Annotated in this window: 20 protein-coding genes; 14 read left to right on the forward strand and 6 right to left on the reverse strand. The window is 73.9% G+C overall.

Going from position 1 to position 24271, the window contains the following annotated elements; genetic code table 11:
- Nucleotides 1-87: 87 nt before the first annotated feature.
- Nucleotides 88-1167, forward strand: a complete 1080-nt coding sequence (locus tag AB0883_RS26860; protein WP_366644107.1) for a magnesium and cobalt transport protein CorA — start codon at nucleotides 88-90, stop codon at nucleotides 1165-1167.
- 6 nt (nucleotides 1168-1173) lie between these two features.
- Here the strand turns inward: AB0883_RS26860 and AB0883_RS26865 are convergent, their stop codons facing one another.
- The 6 genes from AB0883_RS26865 to AB0883_RS26890 form a co-directional block, all read right to left on the reverse strand.
- Entirely contained in the window at nucleotides 1174-3348 is a 2175-nt protein-coding gene (locus AB0883_RS26865; RefSeq protein WP_366644108.1) for a N,N-dimethylformamidase beta subunit family domain-containing protein, read from the reverse strand.
- 241 nt (nucleotides 3349-3589) lie between these two features.
- Nucleotides 3590-5056, reverse strand: coding sequence for an NAD(P)/FAD-dependent oxidoreductase (locus tag AB0883_RS26870; protein WP_366644109.1), 1467 nt, complete (start codon nucleotides 5054-5056; stop codon nucleotides 3590-3592).
- On the reverse strand, nucleotides 5053-5313 hold the full coding sequence (locus AB0883_RS26875; RefSeq protein WP_366644110.1) for a (2Fe-2S)-binding protein: 261 nt from the start codon (nucleotides 5311-5313) through the stop codon (nucleotides 5053-5055). The genes AB0883_RS26870 and AB0883_RS26875 overlap by 4 nt, the downstream gene beginning before the upstream one ends.
- A 43-nt stretch (nucleotides 5314-5356) precedes the next feature.
- Nucleotides 5357-6544 carry an FAD-dependent oxidoreductase gene (locus AB0883_RS26880; protein ID WP_366644111.1) on the reverse strand — a complete coding sequence of 396 codons (1188 nt, stop codon included), beginning with the start codon at nucleotides 6542-6544 and terminating at the stop codon, nucleotides 5357-5359.
- Nucleotides 6541-7461, reverse strand: coding sequence for a dihydrodipicolinate synthase family protein (locus AB0883_RS26885; RefSeq protein ID WP_366644112.1), 921 nt, complete (start codon nucleotides 7459-7461; stop codon nucleotides 6541-6543). The genes AB0883_RS26880 and AB0883_RS26885 overlap by 4 nt, the downstream gene beginning before the upstream one ends.
- 73 nt (nucleotides 7462-7534) lie before the next feature.
- Entirely contained in the window at nucleotides 7535-8071 is a 537-nt protein-coding gene (locus tag AB0883_RS26890; RefSeq protein WP_089000224.1) for a helix-turn-helix domain-containing protein, read from the reverse strand.
- A gap of 300 nt (nucleotides 8072-8371) precedes the next feature.
- On the opposite strand from AB0883_RS26890, the gene AB0883_RS26895 reads away from it, so the two are divergent.
- The 13 genes from AB0883_RS26895 (at nucleotide 8372) to AB0883_RS26955 (ending at nucleotide 24208) form a co-directional block, all read left to right on the forward strand.
- Nucleotides 8372-9979, forward strand: coding sequence for an ABC transporter substrate-binding protein (locus tag AB0883_RS26895; RefSeq protein WP_366644113.1), 1608 nt, complete (start codon nucleotides 8372-8374; stop codon nucleotides 9977-9979).
- Between the two features lie 7 nt (nucleotides 9980-9986).
- A complete protein-coding gene (locus AB0883_RS26900) occupies nucleotides 9987-11075 on the forward strand; it encodes an ABC transporter permease (protein WP_366644114.1) in 1089 nt (362 codons plus the stop codon).
- A complete protein-coding gene (locus AB0883_RS26905) occupies nucleotides 11072-11989 on the forward strand; it encodes an ABC transporter permease (protein ID WP_366644115.1) in 918 nt (305 codons plus the stop codon). The genes AB0883_RS26900 and AB0883_RS26905 overlap by 4 nt, the downstream gene beginning before the upstream one ends.
- A 3-nt stretch (nucleotides 11990-11992) precedes the next feature.
- A complete protein-coding gene (locus tag AB0883_RS26910; protein ID WP_366644116.1) occupies nucleotides 11993-12970 on the forward strand; it encodes an ABC transporter ATP-binding protein in 978 nt (325 codons plus the stop codon).
- On the forward strand, nucleotides 12967-13950 hold the full coding sequence (locus tag AB0883_RS26915; RefSeq protein ID WP_366644117.1) for an ABC transporter ATP-binding protein: 984 nt from the start codon (nucleotides 12967-12969) through the stop codon (nucleotides 13948-13950). Before AB0883_RS26910 ends, AB0883_RS26915 begins: the two co-directional genes overlap by 4 nt.
- A 10-nt stretch (nucleotides 13951-13960) precedes the next feature.
- Nucleotides 13961-15199: an amidohydrolase family protein gene (locus AB0883_RS26920; protein ID WP_366644118.1), complete on the forward strand. Its 1239-nt coding sequence runs from the start codon at nucleotides 13961-13963 to the stop codon at nucleotides 15197-15199.
- Nucleotides 15196-16842: a DUF885 domain-containing protein gene (locus tag AB0883_RS26925; RefSeq protein ID WP_366644119.1), complete on the forward strand. Its 1647-nt coding sequence runs from the start codon at nucleotides 15196-15198 to the stop codon at nucleotides 16840-16842. The genes AB0883_RS26920 and AB0883_RS26925 overlap by 4 nt, the downstream gene beginning before the upstream one ends.
- 42 nt (nucleotides 16843-16884) lie before the next feature.
- A complete protein-coding gene (locus tag AB0883_RS26930; protein ID WP_366644120.1) occupies nucleotides 16885-17262 on the forward strand; it encodes a nuclear transport factor 2 family protein in 378 nt (125 codons plus the stop codon).
- Entirely contained in the window at nucleotides 17259-17585 is a 327-nt protein-coding gene (locus AB0883_RS26935; RefSeq protein ID WP_358088666.1) for a TIGR04076 family protein, read from the forward strand. The genes AB0883_RS26930 and AB0883_RS26935 overlap by 4 nt, the downstream gene beginning before the upstream one ends.
- Nucleotides 17582-18586: an LLM class flavin-dependent oxidoreductase gene (locus AB0883_RS26940; RefSeq protein ID WP_366644121.1), complete on the forward strand. Its 1005-nt coding sequence runs from the start codon at nucleotides 17582-17584 to the stop codon at nucleotides 18584-18586. Before AB0883_RS26935 ends, AB0883_RS26940 begins: the two co-directional genes overlap by 4 nt.
- 172 nt (nucleotides 18587-18758) lie before the next feature.
- Complete coding sequence (locus AB0883_RS26945; RefSeq protein ID WP_366644122.1) at nucleotides 18759-21143, forward strand: discoidin domain-containing protein; 2385 nt, start codon at nucleotides 18759-18761, stop codon at nucleotides 21141-21143.
- 70 nt (nucleotides 21144-21213) lie between these two features.
- The gene (locus AB0883_RS26950; RefSeq protein WP_366644123.1) at nucleotides 21214-23259 is read left to right on the forward strand and encodes a glycosyl hydrolase family 28-related protein; all 2046 of its coding nucleotides are present in this window, start codon (nucleotides 21214-21216) and stop codon (nucleotides 23257-23259) included.
- Between the two features lie 274 nt (nucleotides 23260-23533).
- The gene (locus tag AB0883_RS26955; RefSeq protein ID WP_366644124.1) at nucleotides 23534-24208 is read left to right on the forward strand and encodes a tryptophan 2,3-dioxygenase family protein; all 675 of its coding nucleotides are present in this window, start codon (nucleotides 23534-23536) and stop codon (nucleotides 24206-24208) included.
- Nucleotides 24209-24271 lie beyond the last annotated feature (63 nt).

The following is a 24271-nucleotide window of genomic DNA, read 5'->3' on the forward strand; positions in this document are numbered from 1 at the left end:
CCCGGATCGGCCGCAGCCGAGTACGGTGTCCGCGCGGACATCGGGCGCGACGGAGGGGGACGGGTGGCTGGTCGGGTGGGAGAACGGGTGAGGCTGTCGGCCGTGTTCGACCGGCTGCTCGGCCGACCGCTGCCCGGGCAGCGCGCGCCAGAGCCCCCACGCTCCAATCCCGACGCCGTGGTCGACTGCGCCGTCTACGTCGACGGGCGGCGCGAGCCCGGCCGCCCCCACTACGCCGACGCGTACGCCCGCAGCCGTCGCGGCCGTGACGCCTTCGTCTGGCTGGGCCTGCACGAGCCCGACGCGGCGGTGATGGCGGCCGTCGGCCGCACCTTCGGGCTCGACGACCTGACCGTCGAGCAGGCCCTCGCCGACGGCCACCGCCCCACGGTGCGCCGCGACGGCGACGTGACCCTGCTGGTGCTGCGCACCGCCCGTTACGTCGAGCACGCCGAGCTGACCGACACCTCCGAGGTGGTCGACACCGGCGACGTGATGGTGCTGCTCGGCGACCGCTTCGCCGTCACGGTGCGGCACGGCGCCGCGGGCGCGCTCACCTGCGTGCGCGCCGACGTCGAGCAGCGCCCGGCGGTGCTCGCACAGGGGCCGTGGGCGGTCGCGTACGCGGTCTGCGACCGGATGGTCGACCTCTACCTGGAGGTCGCCGGGCACGTCGAGCGGGACCTGGAACGCGTCGAGGAGGCGGTGTTCGCCCGCGACCGCTCGGCCGACATCCAGCACGTCTACCAGCTCAAGCGGGAGATGGTCGAGTTCAGGCGGGCGGTGCAGCCCCTGCAGGCGCCGCTGCGCTCCCTGCTCGACCAGCGGCCCGACAACCCGCCGCGCGGGCTGCACCGGTGGTTCGTCGACGTGGACGCCCGGCTGACCCGGGCGGTGGACCGGGTGGCCGCCTACGACGATTTGCTGAACTCGATCGTGCAGTCCCGGTTGGCGCAGCTCGCGGTGGAGCAGAACAACGACATGCGCAAGATCGCCGCGTGGGCCGCCATCGCCGCCACCCAGACCGGCATCGCCGGGATCTACGGCATGAACTTCGCCAACATGCCGGAGCTGCAATGGCGCTACGGCTACCCCACCGTGCTCGGCCTGATGGCGCTGACCGCGTTCACCCTGCACCGCCTCTTCCGCCGCTCGGGCTGGCTCTGAGCGCCGTCACTCCATCGTGGACGGCTCCGGGATCGCGGGCGCGGGGCTGGTGCGCGGCATCGGGACCTCGGTGGCCCGGACCGCCGGGGCCGACGCCAGCATCCGGTCGAAGACGTTGCGGAACAGCGTCGACATCGCCGGATCGTCCGCCAGGGCGCCGACGAACGAGATCGAGGACGCGCTGAAGACCAGGGCGCCACTGGGCCGCTCCAGGAAGACCAGCGCGGCGCCGCGGCCCCCGGGGTTCTCCCCCCGGGCGATGACCTGCGCCGGGGACGCCTCGCCGGCCAGTCCGCGCAGCCCGTCGGTCTCCCAGCCGCTGGCGGCGCCGTTGTAACCCGTGCGGCCGAACCTGCTGCCGACCACCAGGCCGGTGCCGGCCAGCAACGGGTGCTCACGCAGCACCTGGTACGGCGCGTACGTGCCGGCGTCGGTGTAGTTGGTGCCGAGCAGCTGCGAGGCGGGCAGGCCCAGCTCCGTGTAGATGTCCCGCCTGCCGTCCGCGCGGCGGTAGGTGACCATCGTACGGCCGGAGTTGACCTGCACCCGCTCGTACAGGCCGTTGCCGCCCGGATAGATCAGCCGGCCGCCGCCGGCCTGGAAGTTGACCAGGCGCTGCCGCATCGTGTCGGACCAGTACTCGGGATGGCTGCCCAGCACGAGCACCCGGTAGTTGGTGAGCCAGCCGTCGGAGCCGTGCAGGTCGGCGTCCTCGTAGACGTCGAAGGCGAGCCCCTGTCGGGACATCCAGCGGGTCAGCAGCAGATCCGAGAAGAGGGTGTGGTCGCGGATCCCGGGGTCGTCGACGTTCAGCTCCGTCGACGGCCGACGCAGGGAGAGGGGGCGCCGGCCGGTCGTGTCCGGGCAGTACTGGCTGTGCCCGCCCCAGCTGTTGTAGGCGTTGTAGGTGAAGGTGGGCAGCAGCACCGCGATCTTGCTGGTGGGGCGGGTCGGCCGCACGAGGAACGGCACGTACCGGTGCAGCCCGTTCGGGCCCTCCAGCCGGGCGGCGTAGAGGCCGGGCTGCCAGTCGGCGGGGACCCGGAACTGCAACCGGTCCGACCACCCGCAGCCGACGCCGAGGAACCCCACCGGCAGCGACTGCACCCCGCCGGTCACGGGCAGCGGCGCCGAGACGACCACGGGGGCGCCGGGGTTGGGCGCCAGCCGCACCATCGACGCGGTGAGCGACGGGAATCCGGTCGACACCGCGATCCGCGCCACCTCGCCCTGCGCCACGCTCGGCGTGTTGGCGTAGCCCTGGAGGGCGGCCTGGGTCTGCACCGTCCAGCCGGAACCGACCCTCTTCCCGGTGCCGCTGTTCATCCAGGCGGCCCGCCGGTCGGGGCCGGCGGTGGTGTGGTTCGTCAACCGGTACTGCGCGAGCGCGCCGGCCTGCCGGGCGGTGGCCGCGTCCGGCGGGATCGCGTACAGCGCCCCCTGGCCGGTGAACCACACTCCGTCGTTGAGGAAGAAGTTGCGGAACCCGGAGCCGATCCGCAGGCCCGAACCCGATGCCCAGGTGCCGCCGCCGAGGTGCCGGTGCCAGCGGATGTCGCCGTAGTGGTAGGCGTAGAGGACCCCGGAGGTGTCCGCCTGCAACACCGCGCCGGCGAAGCCGCCACCGATCCGCGCCCCCCGGACCGTCCACGTCCTGCTGACCAGGTCGTACTGGTGCAGGAACAGCTCGCCCGCGGCGTTCTGCCCGTAGAACGCGCCGTGGAACCCGCACAGCCGCGGGTAGCGCTCGAATCCGCTGCCGATCTGCCCGCCGCTGATCCAGGTGCCGGCGCCGGTCGTCGCGTTGGTCAGCCGGTAGCGGTAGTAGTGCACGGTGCCGTCGCCGCGTACGGCGTAGAGCGAGCCGTCGAGCCCACCGAAGACCGCCCGGAACTGGTGCCACCCGGAGCCGATGCGGCGGCCCGAACCGCTCGCCCATCTGAACGCGCCGGTCTGCCAGCCCGTGTGCCGGTACCAGTGCAGCGCGCCGTCGGCCTGGATGGCGAAGATGACGCCGTACCCGCCGCCGACCAGGCGGATGAACCGTTGCTGCGGGTCGTAGCGGGGCACGGCGGCCGACGCGCCGGACGGGCCCGCCAGCAGCAGCGGCGGCACGCAGGCGGCGATGACGGCACCGTCGCGCAGCAACCGTCGGCGCGGCACGCCCCCCAGGTTCGGCATGTTCCCCATGGCGACCCCTCTCCGGCGAGGCGGATGTGCTGGGCAACCTACGGAACCGACGGCGACGGCGTGGCCCCGCCGAGCGCCCTCGGCGGGAAATCGGATGATCCGCGAGCACCTGCGACCGGCCGGCCCGCGCCGGTCCCGCCGATCAAGGGATTGACGGAGTGCGATTGATAGTTGTCGATCGAGGGTGCGGCCGCTCGGCGGCCCGATCAGCGGCCGGCGGCGCGCGCTCCGGTCAGGGCGCGCAGGGCGGCGTGTCGCCGGTCGCGAGGGCGCGCAGCGGGACCGGCTTGACCGGCGCCTGCGCGGTGAACGCCCCGACCTCCTCCGGCCCCCGGCCGGTCAGCGTGCAGATGAGCTGGCAGAGGCCCGGCTGGCAGGACCGCCCCTGGCACAGGCCCATCCCGGCGCGGGTCACCAGCTTCACCGCGTTCGCGGTGCCCAGGTGCGGGTTGGCCCGCAGCGCGCGGCGCACGTCACCGGCCCGCACCTCCTCGCAGCGGCAGAGCACGGTGTCGTCGGTGACCAGGCTGCCCAGGGCCGCCCGGTCCGGCGCGAACCGGTCGAGCACCTGGGTGACGAAACGTCGCCGGCGGCGCAGTTCCCGGCGCACCGGGCCGGCCAGCACGGCGGCCCGGCGCTCGTCGAGCAGCCCCAGGTCGCGCAGCACGCCGAGGGCGGCCAGCCGGCCCTCGACCTCCGCCTGCTCGGCACCCGCGACGCCGGTCAGCTCGCCGGCCACCGCGATCCGGGGCACCGAGGTGCGCAACCACTCGTCGTGCCGGACCACCCAGCCGCCCGCGGGCGAGTCCCAGGTCACCGCGCAACCGGCCTGCCGGGCCAGCTCGACGGAGGGGACGAAGCCGTACCCCAGCGCCAGCACGTCGCAGGGCACGTCCCGGTCGGTCCCGGGCACCGGCTGCCCCGTGGCGCCGACCTCGGCGAGGGTCACCCTGCTCAGGTCCGGATCGCCGTCGGCGCGGCGGACCACCGTGGCGAACCGGACCGGCACCCCCGCCCGGCGCAGCACGCGCAGCGCACCGAAGCCCTCGGCGATCTTGCCGCCCGCGCCCGCCACGGCGGCCAGCCCGGCCGGTCCGGGCACCAGGTCGCGGCGGCGTTGGACCAGCGCGACCTCGACCACCCGGGCACCGGCGCGCACCAGCTGGGCGGCGACCACCAGCAGCAGCGGGTGGCCCCCGGCCAGCACGAACCGGCCGCCCGGCAGCAGGCCCTGCGCCTTGACGAACGTCTGCACGCCGCCCGCCGTGAGCACTCCCGGCAGGGTCCAGCCGGGAAACGGCACGGGCAGGTCGTACGCGCCCGCGGTGAGCAGCACCGCCCGGGGTTCGAGCAGGCGGACCCCGGCCGGGCTGTGCGTGGCGACCCGGTAGCGGCCCGGCGGCGGCTGCCCGCCCGCGTACCCGTCGAGGCCGGCCCGGGTGCCGAGGACGCCCCACACCGTGGTGTCGGCGAGCCACCGGACGCCGGGAGCGGCGGTGGCCTCGGCGAGCAGCGCCCGACCGGCGGAGGACGACGCGGCCGGCGGGGCGAACCCGGCCGGCGGCCGGCGGTGGATCTGCCCGCCCGGCTGCTCCTGCTCGTCGACGACGGTGACGGCGGCGCCGTGCCGGCCGAGGGTGGCGGCGGCGGCCAGCCCGGCCGGGCCGGCGCCGACCACCACCACGTCGGGCGCGCTCACCGGGGCACCGCCGTGCCGACCCGCATGCCGTCGCGCACCCGGACCAGGCAGGAACGCTGGCAGGGCACGTCGTCCACCGTGACGACGCACTCGAAGCAGACGCCCATGTTGCAGTACGGCCCCCGACGGGCGCCGCCGCGCGTGGTGCCGACGGCCCGCTGCCCGGCGGCGAGCAGCGCGGTGGCCAGCGACTCGCCCGGGTGGGCGCACACGGGCCGCCCGTCGACCTCGATGGTGACCGGGGCGGGCCGGTGCATCGCGGTGCGCCTCGGCGCGTGCGTCAGCTCAGGAGGGCGGTGTTCAGACAAAGTTCAGCGCTCCGAAGCGGGCGGGTGAGTAGTCCTCGATCGACCGGTCGGCCTCGCCGGAGACGACCATGGCGGCGAGCAGCCGGGCGTAGGTGAGGCCGAGGGTGAAGGCCGAGCCGCCGGTGGCGACGTAGAGTCCCGGCCGGCGCGGCACCGCGCCGAGCAGCGGCAGATGGTCCGGGGTGAGCGTGGTCATGCCCGTCCACGTCCGGATCACCGGCAGGTCGCACACCGCCGGCACCACCCGGGCGGCGTCGGCGTTGCCCACCAGCGACTCGTACCGCAGCTCCGGGTTGGTCTCCAGGTCGACCCGTCCGGCGCGGCTGACCAGCTTGGCCGGCCATCCGCCACCGATCAGCACGTTGCCGTCCTCGGTCTGCTTCATCGACAGCCGCCGGCCGACGTGCTGGATCAGGTGCGGCAGGAACGGCCGGCTGCGGGCGGTGGCGCTCATCGTCAGCCCGACCGGGAAGACCGGCAGCCGGACGTCGGCCATCGCGGCCAGCTCGGCGGTCCAGACGCCGCCGGCGAGCACGACCGTGTCGGCCAGGTGGGTCTCCCCGGCGGTGTCCCCCGGGCCGGCCCCGGTGCGCAGTTCCCAGTGCCGGCCGCGCCGGTGCAGCCCGGTGACCCGGCAGCCGGTGCGCAGCACGGCACCGTGGCGGCCGGCGGCCCGGGCCAGCGCCGGGGTGACCAGCCGGGGGTTGGCCTTGCCCTCGCCGGGCACGTGACCGGCGGCGAGCACGGTGTCCGCCAGGTACGGCGCGAACCGGCGCAGCTCCGGGCCGGAGAGCACGGCGACGTCGAGGCCGTACTCGCGTTCCAGGGCCGCCTTGCGGTCCAGCACGGCGATCTCCGCCGGGGTCTCGGCGAGCATCAGCCCGCCGGTGCGGGACACCCCGCAACGCTCGCCGAGCTCGTCCTCGATGGTCGCCCAGGCCCGCACGGCGTCCAGGTGCAGCGGGAGCGCGCGGGCCGCCGCCCGGGCCGCGTCGTCGCCGTGCTCGACCATCCGGAACTCCAGCTGGAAGTGCAGGCTGCCCGCGTTCTGCCCCGAGGCGTGCCGGTTGACCTGGTCCTTCTCGACGAGCAGGACCCGGTTGCCGGCGCGGGCCAGGTGCCAGGCGGTCGCGCAGCCGAGCAGTCCGCCGCCGACGACCGCCGTGTCGTACGCGGTCACGGCAGCAGGTCGAGCTGGGTCATGGTGGCCCGGACGCGGTCCTGTTCGGCGAGGGTCAGCGGGAGCAGCGGCGCGCGCACGTGGCCGGCCGGCACGCCGCGCAGCGTGAGCGCGTACTTCATGATCGCCTGCGCGTTGCCGAACCGCGCGCCGTAGTCGGGCCCGAACCAGTCCTCCATGATCACCCGGTCGCGGGCGCCGAGCATCCGGGCCCGGTCGAGGTCCCCGGCGCGCAGGGCGCGGAAGAAGTCGGGGTGGTCGGCGCCGAGCACGGCGCCGGCGCCCATCAGCCCGTCGCCACCGATCGTGGTCATCAGCTCGATGCCCACCTCGTTGGTGGGGATGCCGAAGTAGCGCACCCGGTGCCGCAGGGCCACCAGGCTCCGGACGAAGCCGCCGAAGTCCGGGGTGGAGTTCTTGACCGCCACCACGGTGTCCAGCGCGCTCAGCTCCAGCAGCAGGTCGGCGTCCAGGTCGACGCCCGTGCCGCGCGGCCAGTTGTAGACGCAGAGCGGGATGTCAACCGCCTCGGAGACGGCCCGGTAGAAGGCCACCACCTCGGCCCGGGTGGGCACCACGTACGGCGGCGGGGTGAGCAGGATGCCGTGCAGGCCGGCGTCCCGGGCGGCCTCGGCGTGCCGGATCGCCTCCGCCGGCGTGTACGCGTTGCAGCCGCCGAGCACGGTGAGCCGGTCGCCGACCCGCTCGGCGGCCGTCCGGAACAGCTCGGCCCGTTCGTGTTCGCTGAGACTGAACCACTCGCCCGTGGTCCCGCCGACGATCACCCCGTGCAGCCGCTCGGCGGCGAGCCAGTCCAGTTGCCCGCGCCAGGCGGCGAGGTCCAGCTCGCCCGTGGCGGTGAACGGGGTGGTGACGGCCGGGAGGTAGCCGAACCAGTCGACGCTGTCACGGTCCACTGCGGGTCCTTTCGACGGGCGGCGTCGTACCGCCCACGTGCGCGACGCGGGCCGGGTGACGTGCCGGGGTGGGTCAGGGGGTCGGCGGGGTGACCGCGATGATGAGCCGCGCCCGCTGGTCGCTGGCGTTGCGGTAGAGGTGGGGCAGCCGGGAGTCGAAGGTGATGGCCTCGCCGGTCTTCAACACGTACTTCTCGCCGCCGATCTCGGCGACGACCTCGCCGGTGACGGCGATCGCGCACTCGGTGGAGGGGTGCGCCCACGGCTCGGTGGAGCTGGCGTCGCCGGGTGCCAGCTCGGCTTCGAGCACCTCCAGGTCGCCCCGCCCCGGCGTGAGGCGGTCGTAGGCGATCTGCCCGGGAGGCGCGGCGAGCCGGGACCGCGAGCCGGGCCGGCTGATGTGCACCAGCGGGGCGTCCGGCTCGGAGAACAGCGCCGCTATCGAGGTGTCGAAGACCTTGGCGAGCTTACGCAGGGTGGCCAGGCTGGGGTCCGTGGCGCCGTTCTCGATCTGGCTGAGCAGGGCGGGCGACACGTCGGCCGCGGCCGCGAGCTGGCGCAGCGTGAGGGAGTGCTGCTGGCGCAGGTCGCGGAGCTGGTCACCGAGCATGCGTCTTTCCTCGTTCCAAACAGTGTGGCTAGAAATGTTTGACGTGACTATACGCCGCTGTCTAGGGTGGTCAAACACAAGGTGAACGTGTTTGGCGCTACTAGACAAGCGGCGTCGAGGCACGAACCGGACACGAGTTCTGTCCGGGTACATCCAACCCCATGACGGCACAACGGCGCAGACCCGCGAAGCCGCCACGGTTGGCACCAACGGCCCGGCCGCGGCGTCACCGACGTCGCCGGGTGTGACAGCCCCAGAGCCCGTCCCGCGCGGGCCGGCCCACACGAAGGTAGGAACAGCATGTCGGTGTCCCCTCGCCGGCTCCGCGTCGGAGCGATCGCTCTGGCGGCGCTGGCCATAGCCTCCAGCACCGCGTGCAGCGCGGGCGGCAGCGGAGGAAGTGGTGACGGCGGTTCGGCCAAGACCCTCACCGTCAACACCTCGTTCGTCCTCAAGACCCTCGACCCCGGCCGGATCTACGAGGCGACCGGCCTCACCGCCGTGCACTCGCTCTACGACACCCTGCTGACCTTCGAGGGCTCGGACGTCAGCAAGCCGGTCCCGGCGCTGGCCGAGTCGTACGAGGCGTCGCCCGACGCCAAGACCTTCACCTTCAAGCTGCGCGAGGGCGTGAAGTTCTCCGACGGCACCGCGCTGACCGCCGACGACGTGGTCTTCTCCCTCAACCGGCTGAAGAACGTCAAGGCCAGCCCGGCCGTCATGGTCAGCGGCCTCACGTTCGCCAAGACCGACGAGCGGACCGTGGTGGTCACCTCGGCGACCGCCGACCCGAACATCCCCGTGGTGCTCGCGATGCCCTCCACCGGCGTCGTGAACTCCAAGGTCGCCAAGGAGCACGGCGCGACGGACGCCGCCGACGCCGCCAAGAGCGACACCGCGCAGCAGTACCTCGACACGAACTCCGTCGGCAGCGGCCCGTACGTGCTCAAGTCGTACGACCCGTCGGCGCAGGTGGTGCTGGAGGCCAACCCCAACTACTGGGGCACCAAGCCCGAGTTCAGCCGCGTCGTGCTGCGCAACATGGACGTGCAGACCCAGAAGCTGACCATGCAGCGCTCCGGCGGCTCCGAGATCGCGCTGGACATCTCCGGCAAGCTGCTGGAAGGGCTGCCGGGCAGCCTGAAGACCTCCGGCGTGCAGGACACCGTCTACTTCCTCTTCCTCAACGCCGACCCGGCCGTCTCGCCGGTGACCTCGAACGCGAAGTTCAACCAGGCGCTGCGCGCCTCCCTGGACTACGAGGGCCTCGCCGCGCTGTACGGCAAGGGCGCCGCCCCCGGCGCCGGGCTGGTGGCCCCCGCCTTCCCGGGCGCGCTGCCCACCGAGGAGCAGTCGAAGCGTGACGTGGCGAAGGCCAAGGCGTTGCTCACCGAGGCGGGGCTGACCAACCCCACGGTCAAGTTCAACTACCCGGCCATCACCTACAAGGGGGTCGACCTGGGCACGGTCGCGACGAAGGTGCAGGGCGACGCCGCCGAGGCCGGCATCAAGCTGGAGCTGACCCCGCAGCCGCTGACCACCTTCCTCGACGAGATGCGTACGGGCAAGATGGCCCTCGGGTTCACCCCGCAGAGCCTGAACTACCCGGTCGCCGACTCGCTGATCAACAACATGTCCCCCGGCCAGGCCACCGCGCTGCGCTCGGGCTGGACCGTGGAGCGGGCGGACCCGGCCGTCGTGGCCGCCGGCAAGAAGGTCACCGAGACCCTCGACCTGGCCGCCCGGGCCGCCGCCATGCAGCAGTGGCAGCGGGCGATGAACGCCGCATCGCCGTACGTCGTCCTGGCCAGCAACTCCTCCACCGTGGTGGCGAGCGGCGACCTGACCGGCACGGACTACACCGCCGCCGGTTGGCAGGTCGACCTCGCCGCGGTGGGCCGGGGGTAGTCACTCCATGACGACGACAGTCGACGACGCCGAGCCGGGCACGGTCACCACGACCGTGTCCCGGCCCCGGCCGCACCGGGCACTGCTGTTCTTCCTGCTCAAGCGGGTGGCCATCACGGCCGGGCTGCTGCTGGGCGTCACGATCGTGACATTCGGCCTGGTCACCGTGGTGCCCGGCGACCCGGTCACGGCCAACCTCTCCGACCAGGCGCTCAACGACCCCGCGACGGTGGCCGCGTTCCGCGAGAAGTGGGGCCTGGACCAGCCGCTGTACGTGCAGTACCTGCAGTACCTGGGCAACCTGTTCCAGGGCGACCTCGGCATCTCCCAGCAGACCGGCCGGACGGTGGCCGACGACCTGTTGCAGTACGTGCCGGCGACCATGGAACTGGCCATCCCCACCATGGTGCTGGCGCTGCTCATCGGCACCGGGATCGGCATGCTCGCCGCCGTCCGCAACGGTCGGGTCACCGACCAGCTGATCCGCGTCGGCGCGCTGCTCGGTCTGTCCACGCCGCCGTTCTGGCTGTCGCTCGTCGTGCTCTACGTCTTCTTCTACCAACTCGGCCTGGCGCCCAGCGGCGGCCGGCTCTCGACCGACTTCAGCCCGCCGCCGACGGTGACCGGCATGTACACGGTCGACGCCGCCCTCGCCGGCCAGTGGGACGTCGCCTGGGACGCCGCCCAGCACCTGGTCCTGCCGGTGCTCGTGCTGACCAGCCTGACCGTGGCGATGCTCGTCCGGTTCGTCCGCTCGTCCATGCTGGAGGTGCTCCAGCAGGACTACATCCGGGCCGCGTACGCCAAGGGCCTGCCCGCCCGGGTGGTGTTCCGTCGGCACCTGCTGCGCGCCGGCCTGGTCCCGGTCATCACCGTCTCCGGGCTGGCCTTCGCCTCGCTGCTCTCCGGCACGGTGCTGGTGGAGAACATCTTCGGCTGGCCGGGCCTCGGCCAGTACGCGTACCGCAGCGCGACGGCGCTGGACCTGCCCGCGATCCTCGGCGTCAGCCTCTTCGTGGCGCTGGTCTACACGCTCGTCAACCTCACCGTCGACCTGCTGTACGGACTCATCGACCCGAGGATCCGCCTGTCATGACCACACTCGCACCCGATCCCGTGGCGCCCGACCCGAAGGCGACCGGCGCGCTGGCCCGGCGCCGGTGGCCGGGGCGGCTGCGCGGTCGCTCGACCGGGCGGCCCATCTGGCGGCAGCCGATCGCCGTGGCGGCCCTGGTCATCCTCGGCGGGTGGCTGCTGGCCGCGCTGTTCGCCCCGCTCGTCGCGCCGTACGACCCGCTGGCGCAGAGCCCCGACGCCTACGCGCCGCCGTCCGGCACGCACTGGTTCGGCACCGACTCCCTCGGCCGGGACGTGTTCAGCCGGGTGATCCACGGCGCCCGCCTGTCGATCCCGCTCGCGCTCGCCATCGTCTCGCTCGCCCTGCTGGTCGGCGGCCTGCTCGGCCTGGTCGCCGGCTACGTGGGCCGGTTCGTCGACGAGGCGCTGATGCGCCTGACGGACCTGGTCTTCGCGTTCCCGCAGATCATCCTGGCGATGGCGGTCACGGCCGCGTTCGGGCCCAGCACCCGCAACGCCGTCCTCGCGCTGGTCATCGTCTCCTGGCCGGTCTACGCCCGGGTCATCCGCAGCGCCGTGCTGACGATGCGCGGCGAGGACTACCTCAGCGCCGCCCGGCTGCTCGGCGTCGGGCCGATGCGCGCGCTGCGCCGCGACGTCCTGCCCAACAGCGTGGGTCCGGCGATCGTGCTGGCCACCCTGGAGCTGGGCAACGCCGTGCTGCTGCTCTCCGCGCTGTCCTTCCTCGGCCTCGGCCCCCGCCCGCCGGCCGCCGAGTGGGGCTCGATGGTCGCGCTCGGCTCGCAGGACCTCTCCATGTGGTGGGTCAGCGTCTTCCCCGGTCTGGCCATCCTCACCGTGGTGATGGCCTTCAACGTGCTCGGCGACGCGCTGCGCGACCGGATCGACCCCCGCTACGCGAAGGGACGTTGAGAAATGGCACCCCTGCTCGAGGTCGACTCCCTGGCCGTCACCCTGCCCGGCCCCACGGGGCCGCTGCCGATCCTGCACGACGTGTCGTTCACCGTCGACGAGGGCGAGATGGTCGGCATCGCCGGGGAGAGCGGGTGCGGCAAGAGCCTCACCGCGCAGACCCTGCTCGGGCTGCTGCCCGCCGGCGCCAAGGTCACCGGGTCGGCCCGCTTCGCCGGCACCGACCTGCTCGGCCTGGACACCAGGCGCTGGCAGAAGGTGCGCGGCGCCGGCATCGCGATGGTCTTCCAGGACCCCACCGCCGCGCTGCACCCGATGCTCACGATCGGCCGGCAGCTCACCGAACACATGCAGGTCCACCTGGGCCTGGACCGGCGGGCGGCCGACCGGCGGGCCGTGGAGCTGCTCGAGCAGGTCCGCATCCCCGACCCGCAGCGGGCGGTCCGGGCGTACCCGCACCAGTTCTCCGGCGGCATGCGGCAGCGGGCGGCCATCGCGATCGCCCTCGCCGCCCGCCCCCGGCTGCTGATCGCCGACGAGCCGACCACCGCGCTGGACGTGACGGTGCAGGCCGGCATCCTGGCGCTGCTGGAGCAGTTGCGCGCCGAGACCGGGCTGGCCGTCGCCTTCATCACCCACGACCTCGGGGTGCTCAGCGCGCTCACCACCCGCGGGTACGTCTTCTACGCCGGGCGGGTGGTGGAGACCGGGCCCACCGGGGCGCTGCTCACCGCGCCGCGCCACCCGTACACGGCGGCGCTGCTCGGCGCCCGCCCGCACGGCACCCAGGCCGTCGGCACGCTGCGCCCCATCCCGGGCGGGCCGCCGGCGCCGGGGCAGGCGCCGCCCGGATGTCCGTTCCAGCCCCGGTGCGGGTTCGCCGAGCCGTCCTGCGGCACCGCGCCGCCCCCGCTCTCGCCCGCCGGCGCCGACCGGTCGGTGGCCTGCGTGGTCCGTCCGCACCTGGAGGTGGCGGCATGAACGAGCCGGTCGGCTCGGGCAACCTGCTCGAGATCAGCGACGTCGAGGTGGAGTACAAGGCGCGCGGCCGGGGGCCGGTCCGGGCCGTGGCCGGGGTGAGCCTCGACGTGGCGCCCGGGCAGATCGTGGGCCTGGTCGGCGAGTCCGGCTGCGGCAAGTCGTCGCTGGCCCGGGTGGCGGTCGGGCTGGCCGCGCCGAGCGCCGGGGCGATCCGGTTCGCCGGCCGGCCGGTCACCCCGCTCGGCTGGCGCCGCCGGCCCGTGCCGCAGGTCGGGCTCCAGATGGTCTTCCAGAACCCGTACGCGTCGCTGAACCCCCGGCGCACCATCGGCGCCCAGCTCCTCGACGGGGTGCCCGACACGGTGACCGGCGCCGCCCGCCGGGCGCGGGTGGCCGAGCTGCTGGACCGGGTCGGCATGCCGGCCGGGGCCGCGGAGCGCTACCCGCACCAGTTCTCCGGCGGCCAGCGGCAGCGGCTCGCCATCGCGCGGGCGCTCGCGCCGGAACCCCGGATGATCATCGCGGACGAGCCGGTCACCGCGCTGGACGCCTCGTCCCAGGCACAGGTGGTCAACCTGCTCGTCGGGCTGGTCCGGGACCTGGACATGGGCATGCTGTTCATCTCGCACGACCTGTCCCTGGTGCACGAGATCGCCGACGTCACGGCGGTGATGTACCTGGGCCGGATCGTGGAGACCGCACCCACCCGTCAGCTGTGGCGCTCGCCCCGGCACCCGTACAGCCGGGCGTTGATCGACGCGGTGCCGCAGATCGGCCCGCACCCGCAGCTGCCCAGGACGCTCGCCGGCGAGGTGCCCGACCCGGCGCACGCGCCGACCGGGTGCCGGTTCCGGCCGCGTTGCCCGCACGCCTTCGCGCCGTGCGGGGAACAGCCGCCCACGCTCGACCTCGGCGGCCGCAGCGCCGCCTGCTGGCTCAACGACCCCACGGTGGCGCCGACCACCGTGCCCGCCGCGTAGAGGACTCCGCATGCACATCCCCACCGAACAGGTCCTGGTCAACCTCGCGCTCTACGACGGCGTACGGGACGACGTCCAGCGCGACAGCGGCGTCTGGATCGGCGCCGACGGCACGATCCGCGCGGTCGGGCCGGTCGACGACGTCCTCGCCGAGGCCGGTGGCGCCCGGGTGGTCGACCTGCACGGCGACCACGTCATGCCCGGCCTGACCAACATGCACGTGCACCTCTCGCTCGGGCTGCCCGGCCACTTCGGCGACGAGGTGCACCGGTCGAACCTCGCCGAGCTGGTGCTGCTGATGGCGGACTCGGCGCGGCGGACCCTGCACTCCGGGGTCACCACCGCCCGACTCGTCGGCGAGAGCCGCTACGCCGACTTCGCCCTGCGCAGGGGGATCGAACGCGGCGCGGTGGACGGCCCGCGGATCTTCACCGCCGGGCACGCCCTCTGCTGCACCGGGGGGCACGGCTGGGAGGCCGACGCCCTGGAGGCCGACGGGGCGGACGGGTTCCGCCGGCTCACCCGGCAGCAGATCCGGGCCGGCGCCGACCTGATCAAGGTGTGCATCTCCGGCGGCATCGCCGGCGAGTTCGAGTCGATCGACACCCCCCAGCTGCTCGACGACGAGCTGGCGGCGGTGATCCGGGTGGCGCACGACTGGGGGCGGAAGGTCACCGCGCACGCCGGCCCGGCCGACTCGGTGCGCCGCGCCGTGGAACTCGGGCTGGACTGCGTCGAGCACGGCTACGAGCTGACCGACGAGGTGACCCGGCTGATGGCCGACCGGGGTGTCTGGTACGTCCCGACCATCGTGGTCAGCCGCTGCGAGCAGTTCTTCCGCGACTCCGGTGTGCCGGGCTGGCTGATGGACCGCGCCCTGGCCGCCGGGCCCCGGCACTGGGAGAGCCTCCAGCACGCCATCCGCAACGGGGTGCCGATCGCGCTGGGCAGCGACATGCCGCCGCACGCCGGCTACGACGAGACGACCGCGACCGTGCGGGAGCTGGAGTTCATGGTGGACGCCGGAATGCCCGTCGCCGACGCGCTGAGGTCCGCCACCATCCGCCCCGCGCAGTGGCTGGGCCAGGCCGACACGCTCGGCAGCGTCGAGGTCGGCAAGCACGCCGACCTGCTGGTCCTGCGCGACGATCCCACCCGCTCGGTGTCCGCGCTGCGCACCCTGCACGCGGTGCTCAAGGGTGGCGTCGCCTACCGCGACGACCACGGCCGCCTCGGCGTCGCCCGATGACGACGATCACCGAGGTCGCCGACGGGTACCTCGACGCGCTCGCCGAGCTGGACCCGGAGGCCGCCGAGGCGGCGGGTCGTACCCCCGGATCGCACTTCGCGGACCTCTCCCCCGACGGCTTCGCCGCCCGCGCGGAGCTGGCCCGCCGCACCGCCACGGCGGCGGCCGGCGCCGACGCCGGCGGCACCGCGCAGCGGGCCCTCGCCGGCGCGCTGACCGACCGGCTGGCCAGCGAGGTCGACCTGTACGACGCGGGCTTCACCACCCGGCTGCTCGCCCCGCTGGCGACGCCGGTGCACCTGGTCCGGCAGGTCTTCGACAATCTGCCCCGCAGCAGCGAGCGGGACTGGGCGGTCGTCGCCGCGCACCTGCGCCGGGTGCCCGCGGCGCTCGGCCAGTACGCCGACACGCTGCGCTGGTCGGCACAGCGGGGACACCTGGTCGCCCGCCGGCAGGTGCTGGCGGTCGCCGACCAGTGCACCGCCTGGGTCACCGCCGACGACTTCTACGGCCGGCTGGTCGCCGCCCACCCGGGCGGGCCGCTGGCCGGGGAGCTGGCCGCCGGGGCACGGTCGGCCGCCGCCGCGACGGCGGACTTCGCCGCGTTCCTGCGCACCGAGCTGGCGCCGCGGGCCACCGACGTCGACGGCGTCGGCCGCGACCTGTACGCCGTCACCGCCCGCAGCTTCCTCGGCGCGAGCGTCGACCTGGACGAGCTGTACGCGTACGGCTGGGCGGAGCTGGCCCGCACCGCCGCCGAGCAGCGCGCGGTCGCCGCCGAGCTGGGCCACCCGGACGTGGCGTCGGCGCGGGCCGCGCTGGACGCCGACCCCGCCGGCCGGGTGCCGGTCGGGCCCGACCTGGAGCGGTGGCTGCGCGAGCGCACCGACCGGCTCACCGACGCCCTCGACGGCCCGCACTTCGACATCCCGGCCGCCACCCGCCGCGTGGTGTGCCGGATCAGTCCCGCCGCCTCCGGCGTCATGTACTACACCCCGCCCGACGCCGGGTTGACGCGGCCGGGCGGGATCTGGTGGTCGACGCCCTCGGGCGAGTCGACGGTGCCGGTGTGGCGGCACGTCGGGACGCTCTGCCACGAGGGGCTGCCCGGGCACCACCTGCAACACGCGATCACCCTCACCACCGCCGAGCTGCACCCGTGGCAGCGGTCGCTGTGCCAGGTGCACGGGTACGCCGAGGGCTGGGCGCACTACGCCGAGCGCCTCGCCGACGAGCTGGGCCTCTACGCCGGTCCCGCCGAGCGGCTCGGGATGCTCGACGGGCAGATGTGGCGGGCCGCCCGGGTGGTCATCGACCTCGGCCTGCACCTGGACGTGCCGATCCCGGCCGGGACCGGTTTCACCGACGCGCGCCGGTGGACCCCCGGGCTGGCCGTGGACTTCCTGATCCGCGTCGCCGGGCTGGACCCGGCGACCGCGCGCTTCGAGGTCGACCGGTACCTGGGCTGGCCGGCGCAGGCGTTGGCCTTCAAGGCCGGGGCGCGGCTCTGGCAGCAGGCACGCCGGGAGGTCGAGCGGCGCGAGGGCGCCGGGTTCGACCGTAAGCGGTTCCACCACCGCGCCCTGCGGCTCGGCCCGATGGGGCTCGACCCGCTGCGCGCCCGCCTCGCCGAACTCTCCTGATCCACCGACACCCCCGTCCGCCCCGACCGGAAGCGAGCCCCGATGACCGTTGACGATCTCACCGCCGCCATCACCGACATGTACCGGTCGTTGGGCGACCGGGCGGCGTTCGACGCCCGGCTGCACCCCGAACTGACGATCTGGGAGTCCGACGCGCCCGACCTGCTGGACGGTCTGGCCGCCCTCGACGACCTGCGGGACCGCCGGGCGGCGGCCCGGGGACCGGCCGCGCCGCCGACCTCGGTCGCCCCCGAGCAGTTCCGGGTCGAGTCGTGGGGCGACACCGGCCTGGTCCGCTACGTCCTGCGGGCCCGGTACGCGGCCGGACAGCCGGACGACTGCTTCCGGGTGACGGACGTGCTGCGCCGCGACGAGCGGGGCTGGCGGATCGTGCACCACCACGCGGAGGCGCTGCGATGAGCGCCGAGGAACCGGTCACCGACCTGTACGACCTGCGGGTCGTGGTGGAACGGATCGAGGGCCGCTCCGTCTGCGGCCTCCAGCCCGGGGACCACATCGACCTGACCGAGTCGAACCGGCTGCGCATCCCGGCCGGCAAGCACTTCTGCCTCTACGCCCTCGCCGCGTGCCTGCCGCTGCTGCCGGCCAAGCAGCGCCCGTTGCCGCCGGAGGACTGGCTGGCCCGGGACTGCCACGTGGCCTGCCCCGATCCCGACGAGCGGGTCATCCTACGCATCGAGCGGACCGGCCGGCGCCAGATCCCGACTGGAGAACTGACGTGAGCACCGACGACGGACGCCGACTGGTCGGCATCGGACTGCAGTCCGACAAGAGTGCCGACGAGTACGCCGCGCTGGCCGAGCTCGCCGAAGGGCACGGCTTCGACGTGCTGTCGGTCTTCGGTGACCTGATGTACCAGCCGCCGTTCTTCCCGCTGCTGGTGGCCGCGCGGCACACCCGGCGGATCCGCCTCGGTCCGGCCTGCCTGAACCCGTTCACCATGCATCCGGTGGAGATCGCCGGACAGGTCGCGGCCCTGGACCTGGCGTCGAACGGGCGGGCCTACCTCGGGCTGGCCCGGGGCACCTGGCTGGACCAGGTCGGGGTGCCCCAGGCCCGGCCGCTGCGGCGGATCGCCGAGACGGTCGACGTGGTCCGGCTGCTGCTGTCCCGTGACGACCGGGGCTTCCAGGGCCGGGAGTTCACCGTGGCGCCCGGCACGGCGCTGCGCTACGCCCCGGTCCGCGCCGACGTGCCGGTCCTGGTGGGGACGTGGGGTCAGCAGACCGCCAGGACGGCCGCCGCGTTCGCCTCGGAGGTCAAGGTCGGCGGGTCGGCCAACCCGGCGATGGCCAAGACCATGCGCGCCTGGCTGGACGACGCCACGCCTGCCGGCCGTGACCCCGTCGGCGTGGTGCTCGGCGCCGTGACCGTGGTCGACGAGGACGGCGCCCTGGCCCGTCGGGTGGCCCGTACGGAGGTGGCCATGTACCTCGCCGTGGTCGCCGCCCTCGACCCGAACGTCGACATCGACCCTGAGCTGCTGGCGCGCATCCAGCAGCACGTCGCCCGCCAGGAACACGACCTCGCCGGCGCGCTGATCGGCGGGGACCTGCTCGACCTGTTCGCCTTCTCCGGCACTCCCGAGCACGTCGCGGCGCAGGCCGCGGCGGTGTTCGACGCCGGGGCGACCCGGGTGGAGTTCGGCACGCCGCACGGGTTGACCCCGGCCGGCGGCGTCGACCTGCTCGGCCGCCGGGTGCTGCCGCTGCTGCGGCAATGACACCGTGGCGGGGGCGGGCGTGCACCGGCCCGCCCCCGCCACGGACCCGCCGCCCCGCCCCGCTTTCACGGGCAGTCGAGTTCTTTCGTCACGAGATCCAACTCTTGCGCTCACAAGTCCGGTACTGACACCATGCCCATCGATACCTTTCCGTGTCGGAGGGAGCAGGACCATGGCGGTGTCGCGCCGGAGACTGATCGGATCACTCGCCGCGGGCTCGGCCCTCGCCGCCGTCGCGCCGACCGACCTGGTGGCGGCCCTGCGCGGCACCGCGTACGCGGCCAGCCCGCCGGGCGACGTCGTCGGCAAGGTCTCGGTCGGCTACCAGGGCTGGTTCAGCTGCCCCGGTGACGGCGCGCCCATCGGCGGCTGGTGGCACTGGAGCCGCGACCGGTTCCAGTCACCCTCCCCGGCCAACACCACCATCGTCTCCTGGCCCGACATGCGGGAGTACGCCCGCGGCTACACCACCGCCTACCCGACGCTCGGCAACGGCCAGCCGGCGCAGCTCTTCTCCTCCTACGACGAGCAGACCGTCGACACCCACTTCCGCTGGATGCGCGAGCACGGCTGCGACACCGCCGCCCTGCAACGGTTCAACCCGTTCGGCGACGAGGGGCCGACGCGCGACGCCATGACGGTCAAGGTCCGGGGCGCGGCCGAACGCCACGGCCGCAAGTTCTACATCATGTACGACGTCACCGGCTGGACGGCGATGCAGTCCCAGATCAAGGAGGACTGGCTGAACCGGATGTCCGCGCACACCGCCTCCCCGGCGTACGCGCGGCAGAACGGCCGGCCGGTGGTCTGCGTCTGGGGCTTCGGCTTCAACGACGACGGCCGCCCCTTCGCCCCCGCCGCCTGCCTCGACGTCGTCAACTGGTTCAAGGCCCAGGGCTGCTACGTCATCGGCGGTGTGCCGACGTACTGGCGGCAGGGCGTCAACGACTCCCGGCCGGGCTTCTCCGAGGTCTACCACGCGTTCCACATGCTCTCGCCGTGGATGGTCGGGCGCACCGGCACCCTCGACGGGCTCGACTGGTTCCACACCAACGTCAACGTCCCCGACCTGGCCGACTGCGCCGCGCACGGCATCGACTACCAGCCGTGCGTGATGCCGGGCGACCTGTCGGCCGGGCACCGCCGCCACGGCGACTTCTACTGGCGGCACCTCTACAACATGACCCGGCTGGGCGCCCAGGGCCTCTACGTGTCGATGTTCGACGAGTTCAACGAGGGCAACCAGATCGCCAAGACCAGCGAGACGCAGGCGACCACGCCGGCGGGGGCGGGCATCCGCGCGTTGGACGAGGACGGCGTCGCCTGCTCCGCCGACTACTACCTGCGGATCACCGCCGACGGCGGCCGGATGTTCAAGGGCCAGCTCGCCCTGACCCCGGTACGGCCGACGCCGCCCGTCGTCGGTGGCGGCCCGGCGCCCGGGGGCGACCTCGCCGCCGGGCGGCCCACGTCGGCGAGCAGCCAGAACGGCGCGTTCGCCGCCGGCAACGCCGTCGACACCGATCCGAACAGCTACTGGGAGTCCACCAACGGCGCCTTCCCCCAGTGGTGGCAGGTCGACCTCGGCGCGGCGCACGCGGTGACCCGGATCGTGCTGGCCGTGCCGGCCGGCTGGGAGGCGCGCACCCAGACGCTGACGGTGCAGGGCAGCACCGACGGCGCGACCTTCCGCGCGCTCGCCGGGCCGGCCGGGGTCCGGTTCGACCCGGCCACCGGCAACACCGCGACCCTCACCGTGCCGTCGGCCACCGCCCGGCACGTGCGGGTGACCGTCACCGCCAACACCGCCTGGCCGGCGGCCCAGCTCGCCCGCGTCGGGGTGTACGCGGCGACCGGGACGCCCACCCCGCCCACGCCGCCGGGCGGCCTCACCGTGACCGGCCGCACCTCGACCAGCGTGTCGCTGGCCTGGACGGCGTCGACCGACGCGGACGGCGTGACCGGCTACCAGGTGCGCCGCGACGGGCAGACCGTCGCGTCCGTCCCGGGCACCTCCGCCACCGTGGGCGGGCTGACGCCCCGCACCGCGTACACCTTCACGGTCGTCGCGGTGGACGGCGCCGGCACCCTGTCGGCGCCGTCCAGCGCGGTGTCGGTGACCACCGACCCGGCGCCCGGGACCGACCTCGCCCGGGGCCGGCCGGTGACGGAGAGCAGCCACGTCCAGACCTACGGCTGCGCCAACACCGTCGACGGTGACGCCGACACCTACTGGGAGAGCGCCGGCAACGCCTTCCCACAGTGGGTGCGGGTCGACCTCGGCACGGTCGTCCCCGTCGGACAGGTCGTGCTCCGGCTCCCGCCCGCCGCCGCCTGGCAGCGACGCACCCAGACGGTCGCGGTCGAGGTGAGCCCGGACGGCACCACCTGGAGCACGCCCGTCGCGCCGGCCGGCCGGGTCTTCGATCCGGCCACCGGCAACCGGGTGACGCTCGCCGTCCCGCCGACACCCGGCCGGTACGTGCGGATCCGCGTCACCGGCAACACCGGCTGGCCGGCGGCGCAGCTGTCCCAGCTTGAGGTGTACGCCGCATAGCGGCGGTCACTGCCGGCCGCGCGGCACAGTCGCGCGGCCGGACCCGTCCCACCACGAGAAGAGTCCCGTCATGCCCCTGAGCAGATACTCGCCGCCCGGACCGTCGTCGCGGCGACGGCCCCGGGCGGCGGTCGCCGCCACCCTCGCGCTCGTCACCGCCCTCGGCGTCCTGGCCGGCGCACCCGGCCCGGCCACCGCCACCCCACCCGCCGGCACCGGGCCGGTCGTGACCAGGGCCGGCCTCGACCCGCTCCTGGTCGCGGGACGCGGCGCCGACGTCGACTTCGTCGAGCAGGAGGCGGAGAACGCCACGACGAACGGCGAGGTCATCGGCCCCGACCGCACCGCCTACACCCTGCCGGCCGAGGCCTCCGGGCGCAGCGCGGTCCGGCTGACCCCCGGCCGGTACGTGGAGTTCGTCCTGCCCCGCGCCGCCAACGCGATCACCGTGCGCTACAGCATCCCCGACGCCCCGCGGGGCGGCGGCATCACCGCCCCGCTGGACGTCGCGGTCAACGACCGGCGGGTCCGGACGATGACTCTCACCTCGCAGTACGCCTGGCTCTACAACCAATACCCGTTCTCCAACGACCCGACCGCCGGGCTGCTGCACCCGGACTGGTGGATCACCGAGTGCTCGTGCGTGCCGGCTGCCACCACGCCGTACCCGAGCATCCCCACCCCGTTCCGCCCCAGCCACTTCTACGACGAGCAGCGGCTGCTGCTCGGCCGGACGTACCGGGCGGGCGACCGGATCCGGCTCACCGCCCCGGCGGGCAGCAACGCGGCGTGGACGGTGATCGACCTGCTCGACTCCGAACTCGTCGGTCCGCCGCGCGTGCGGCTGCGCGCCGCGAACGTCCTGGCCTTCGGCGCCGATCCGACCGGCCGCCGCGACTCCGCCGCCGCCCTGGACCGGGCCATCGCCTTCGCCCGGCGGGCGGACGTGCCGGTCTACCTGCCGCCCGGCACGTACCAGGTCAACCGGCACGTCATCGTCGACGACGTGACGATCGAGGGCGCCGGCAGCTGGTACACGATCATCAAGGGGCGCGAGGTCGCGCTGCCCACGCCCGCCCCGGACGGCTCGGTGCACACCGGCGTCGGTTTCTACGGCAGGAGCGCCGCCGACGGCGGCAGCCGCAACGTGCACCTCTCCGGCTTCGCCATCGAGGGCGACGTACGCGAGCGCATCGACACCGACCAGGTCAACGCGATCGGCGGCGCGATGAGCGACTCCACCATCGACGGGCTGCACCTGCGCCACACGAAGGTGGGCATCTGGTTCGACGGGCCGATGACCAACGTGCGGGTCACCAACACGATCATCGTGGACCAGATCGCGGACGGGCTCAACTTCCACACCGGCGTCACCGACTCGCTGGTCGCCCACACCTTCGTCCGCAACACCGGCGACGACGGGCTCGCCATGTGGTCGGAGAAGGTCGGCAACGCCCGCAACCGGTTCGACCACAACACCGTGCAGTCGCCGGTGCTGGCCAACGGCATCGCCCTCTACGGCGGCACCGACCTCACCGTGTCGCACAACCTGGTCGCCGATCCGGTGCGCGAGGGCAGCGCGATCCAGGTCGGGTCCCGCTTCGGCGCGGAGCCCTTCACCGGGCGGCTGCTGATCACCGGCAACACCACCGCCCGCGCCGGCACGTACGAGCTGAACTGGAGGATCGGGCTGGGGGCCATCTGGTTCTACGCGCTCGACCGCGACATCGACGCGACCATCGACGTGATCGGGGACAGCTACCTCGACAACACGTACAACGCCATCATGCTGGTCAGCGACTGGCCGGTGAAGGACCTGCACTCGATCACCGGCGTCCGTTTCCAGGACATCCGGGTCGACGGCGCGGGCACCTCCGTGCTGAGCGCCCGCGCGGCGGGCTCGGCCTCGTTGCGCAACGTCGACGCCCGCAACGTCGGCGCCGTCGGCGTCAACAACTGCGGGTCGTTCAACTTCCCGGCGACCGGCTCGGAGTTCGCCCTCACCGACCTCGGCGGCAACGACGGCGGCTGGCTGGCCCCGTGGCAGTTGCCGAACACCATCACCTGCGACGACCGCCCGCCGGTCGTGCCGCCGCCGCCACCGTCGCGCTGGTGAGGCCGGGCCGCCGGCGGCGCGCCCCATCGGGGCGCGCCGCCGGCGGCCGTGTGACATGTCAGCCGCCCAACGCTATTGACCCGTGTTGATCTATGTGTTATTCCGCCGCCTTTACACATCGCAGAAAATGGCGGAAACCTCCCCTTTCCGGAGTCGGGCACGGCCCGCAACGAAGGCGTGACACATTGCCTTTCGTCGTTGCATAATGGCCGCCGCACGCGCTGTCGGGCCGACGGTTCCCGACGCAGCGACGCTGACCGAAGGGGACAATTCCGTGAAGCGGGACCACTCACCTGTTCTTCCTGGCGACGGCGCCACGGACTACGCGCGCTACATGCGCACGGACGCGCTGCTCGACCTGCAACGGAGTCCGGCGGACATGATCCACCGGGACGAGTTGCTCTTCCAGGTGGTGCACCAGTCCACCGAGCTGTGGCTGAAGCTCGCGGGGGCCGAGCTGACCGAGGCGGTCGCCCGCCTCCGCGCCGGCGAGCCGGCGGCGGCCGAGCCGCTGCTGGCCCGGGCGACGCTCGGGGTGCGGCTCATCACCGACCAGCTGGAGATGTTCCGGCACCTCTCCCCGGCCGACTTCGAGGCCATGCAACCGGCCCTGGGCAAGGGCTCCGGCGCCGAGTCGCCCGGTTGGCGGCGGGTCCAGGCCGCGAGCCGACAGCTCGGCCTGGCGTTCGCCGACCACCTCGCCGCGCGCGGGACCGCCCTGTCGGAGCTGCGCCGGGCGGACCCGACGGACCCCACCCACCTGCTCGCCGAGGCGATGATGGAGTGGGACGAGCGGGTGTCGCTGTGGCGGGTGCGGCACTACCAGGCCGCCCTGCGCGTCGGGGGCCACGCCCCCGACGGCGCCGAGGCCACGATGCTCGCCAAGCTCATCGGGCACCGGTTCTTCCCCGAACTGTGGCAGGCCCGCGTGAAGTCCGTCCCCGCATGAGAGCCACCGTTCCCGTGCCGAACGGTCCCGACAATCCCCACCCACCCCTTAATTCGTCAATTG

It is taken from the genome of Micromonospora sp. NPDC047812 (assembly GCF_040704175.1).
GTDB lineage: Bacteria > Actinomycetota > Actinomycetes > Mycobacteriales > Micromonosporaceae > Micromonospora.